The 3,152-nt window shown below is 73.9% G+C and carries 2 protein-coding genes and 1 pseudogene; 1 reads left to right on the top strand and 2 read right to left on the bottom strand.

All coding sequences use genetic code 11. The features are described 5' to 3' along the window. Window positions 1-254 (top strand): annotated as a pseudogene (locus tag N4P33_RS34165) (hypothetical protein); the annotation flags it as partial. A 33-nt stretch (window positions 255-287) separates the two neighbouring features. Here N4P33_RS34165 and N4P33_RS34160 read toward each other — a convergent pair. Together N4P33_RS34160 and N4P33_RS34155 are read right to left on the bottom strand one after the other, a co-directional pair. Then, window positions 288-1,781 (bottom strand): SDR family NAD(P)-dependent oxidoreductase, encoded by a 1,494-nt coding sequence (locus N4P33_RS34160; protein ID WP_260830809.1) that lies wholly within the window; start codon window positions 1,779-1,781, stop codon window positions 288-290. Between the two features lie 309 nt (window positions 1,782-2,090). Further along, a partial coding sequence (locus tag N4P33_RS34155) for a wax ester/triacylglycerol synthase family O-acyltransferase (protein ID WP_260830808.1) occupies window positions 2,091-3,152 on the bottom strand: 1,062 nt, incomplete at its 5' end.

The raw sequence follows: 3,152 nt of genomic DNA, 5'->3' as shown, positions 1-3,152 counted from the left end.
GCGCTCCGGGTGGGGCCGCGGAGCGCGCCGACAGCGCGGCGGACGCGGTGCGGTCGTTGCTCGGCGAGCGCGTCGCCGACCTGGTGCGCCGGCAGCCCCGGCACGACCTTCCGGCCGACGACGATCTGCTCACCCTGCGCACGGCGGAGGAGGAGGCCCGCACCGCCTGCTTCGACGCCGGGGTCCTGGAGGACTGGCGGACCGTGCTGGAGCTGCTGGCAACCCGCAACTCCCGGCTGGGCGCGGTCGACTGACGCGGTGTCAGCCGACCGGAGTCGTCGGGGCGGTCACCACTTGCCGGGCGCGTAGTCCTTGAGGAAGACGCCGTACAGGTCCTCGCCCGCCTCGCCGCGCACGATCGGGTCGTAGACGCGGGCGGCGCCGTCGACCAGGTCGAGCGGGGCGTGGAAACCGGCCTCGGCGAGGCGCAGCTTGTCGAAGTGGGGCCGCTCGTCGGTGATCCAGCCGGTGTCGACCGAGGTCATCAGGATGCGGTCGGTGTCGAACATCTCCTGCGCGCTGGTCCGCGTCACCATGTTCATGGCCGCCTTGGCCGCGTTGGTGTTGGGGTGGCCGGCGCCCTTGTAGCCGCGCGCGAACACGCCCTCCATCGCCGAGACGTTGACCACGTAGGCGCGCCCCGCGGAGGCCCGGCGCGCGGCCTCGGCCATGGCCGGGCGCAGCTTGCTGATCAGGATGAAGGGCGCCGTGTAGTTGCACAGCTGGGTCTCCAGCAGCTCCACCGGCGAGATCTGCTCGATGGTCTGCACCCAGGTGTTGCTGTCGACCACGTCCGGCACCAGGCCGCCCGCGTCGATGGCGGTGCCGTCCCGGTGCCGCTCCACACTGGCGTTGCCGGCGACGAGGGCGAGGTCGGCCACCTGCTGCGCGTCGAGTCCGCTGACGCCGGCCGGCAGCGCGGTCAGTCCGTCGACCGCGCCGGAGTTGAAGGCGCCGATGACGTGGTGGGCGGGCAGCTCACCGGCCGGCAGCGGGGCGCTCTCGCCCTCGACGAGAGCGGCGTACGCGGACGGCAGGCGGCGTACGGTCTGGGTGGCGTTGTTGATCAGGATGTCGAGCGGGCCATGCTCGGCGACCTGGTCGGCCAGGGCGACGGCCTGGGCGGGGTCGCGCAGGTCGATGCCGACGACCTCCAGGCGGTGGATCCAGTCCGCGGAGTCGTCCATGGCCTTGAAGCGGCGGATGGCGTCCTTGGGGAACCGGGTCGTGATGGTGGTGTGTGCGCCGTCCCGCAGCAGCCTGAGCGCGATGTACATGCCGATCTTGGCCCGGCCGCCGGTGAGCAGCGCGCGCTTGCCGGTGAGGTCGGCGCGGGCGTCGCGCTTGGCGCGGTTCTCGGCGGCGCACTTCTGGCAGAGCTGGTGGTAGAAGTAGTCGACCTCGACGTAGCGGGTCTTGCAGACGTAGCAGGAGCGGGGGCGCTGGAGTATCCCCGCGATCGAGCCGGGCTCGACGCGGGAGGACGGCAGGATGCCCTCGGTCTCGTCGTCGATGCGCTCGGCGGAGCCGGTGGCGGTGGCCTCGGTGACGGCCCTGTCGTGGGCGGTCTTGGCGGCCCGGCGCTCCTGGCGGCGGCGCTGCTTGACCGTGCGGTAGATGTGCGAGGTGGCCCGGCGGACCTTGATGGCGTCGGGGTGGTCGACGTCGAGCTGGTCGAGTTCCTCGAGCACGCTGAGGCAGACGGCGAGCCGCTCCGGGTCGATGCCGGGCCCGTACACCACTGCGTCCGTGGCCTCGGGGCCGTCCTGTGTCACCGTCATCGCCGCTGCCGTTCCCGCTCTGCCTGGCGGCGCTCCGTTCGCGCCCGCTTTCGAACGGGGAAGTGTACGGAGCGCCGGGCTGCAGCAGCAAACCGGCGTTGGGGCGGGCCGGGGGTGGGCTCGCTTGCCCGCGCTTGCGGGGTGCCTCCCCCACTCTCGGCTTCTCCCCCACGCTCGGCTTCGCTCGCGCGGGGGGACCCCCATGAGCGGGGGGACCCCCATCGCCCACCCGTGCCGCCCTGGGGGCACCTCCCAGGCCCTTCAGGCACTGGGGGAGGCACGACTGCCCGCAGCTGCGTACCGGTCAGCTCAGCGTGGTTCACACGCGGTGATCAGCGCCTCCACCTCCTCAGCAACGGCGTCCGCCAGCACATCAAGGTCGGCGACAGCCTCCCCATCGGCGACCAGCCCGTAGTGCACGCGCCCCCGATACGTCGAGACCGCCACCGCGAGCGAGTGCCCCGGCGCCAGCGGGGCGAGCGGGAAGACCGCCCCGAGCGGGTTGCCCCCCAGCTTCAGCCCGAAGCCGGGCAACGGCACGCTGGTGACCAGCACGTCGAACCAGAGACGCGCCGCCTGCCCCACGATCGGCCCGCCGAGCCGGTGCCCCAGCGCCGGCACATGATCGGCCAGCAGGGCGACCGCCCCCGCACCCCGCTCCGGCCCGGCGTCCTTGTTGCGGTCCATGGCGGCGCGCACGAACTTCAGACGGGCGACCGGGTCGTGCTGGTCGACGGGGAGCCGTATCAGGTACCCGGAGAGCCGGTTGCCCTGTGGGTGGGCGGTGCGCGGCCGGCGCCGGGAGACGGGGATGAGGGCGCGCGGCGCGACACCCTCGCTGCCGTCGCCGCGTGCGTCGAGCCAGCGGCGCAGGGCGCCGGCGACGACCGCGATCAGCACGTCGTTGACGGTGCCGCCGACGCTCTTGCGGATCCGGTGCACGTCGTCGAGGTCGATCACCACGCCGGCGGTGCGGCGCGTGCCGCTGGATGCGCAGGCGAGCGCGGGCGAGGTGCGCACGTCGAGGGTGGAGCGGGCGACGGAGGCGCCGATGTCCAGGGCCCGGCCCGCGTCGGACAGGGCACCGCGAACCAGCTCGGGCACCTTGCGCACGTCGGGCAGCAGCCCCCGCGCGGGTTCGGCCGGGCGGGGCCGGGACGGGGGCAGGTCCATGGGGTCCATCAGCGCGGCGGCGAGGGTGAGGGCGCGCAGGCCGTCGGCGAGGGCGTGGTGGAACTTGAACAGCACGGCGAACGACACACCGTCCTCCCCGGGCAGCACGTGGGCCTCCCACGGCGGCCTGGTGCGGTCCAGCGGGCGTTCCATGAGCCGGCCGGCCGCCGCGTGGAAGTCGGCGGCCGGGGCGTGCAG

Origin of the sequence: Streptomyces sp. 15-116A (assembly GCF_025290915.1) — a bacterium.
In the GTDB taxonomy this organism is placed as follows: domain Bacteria; phylum Actinomycetota; class Actinomycetes; order Streptomycetales; family Streptomycetaceae; genus Streptomyces.
This window is presented reverse-complemented; position numbering and strand designations above follow the sequence as displayed.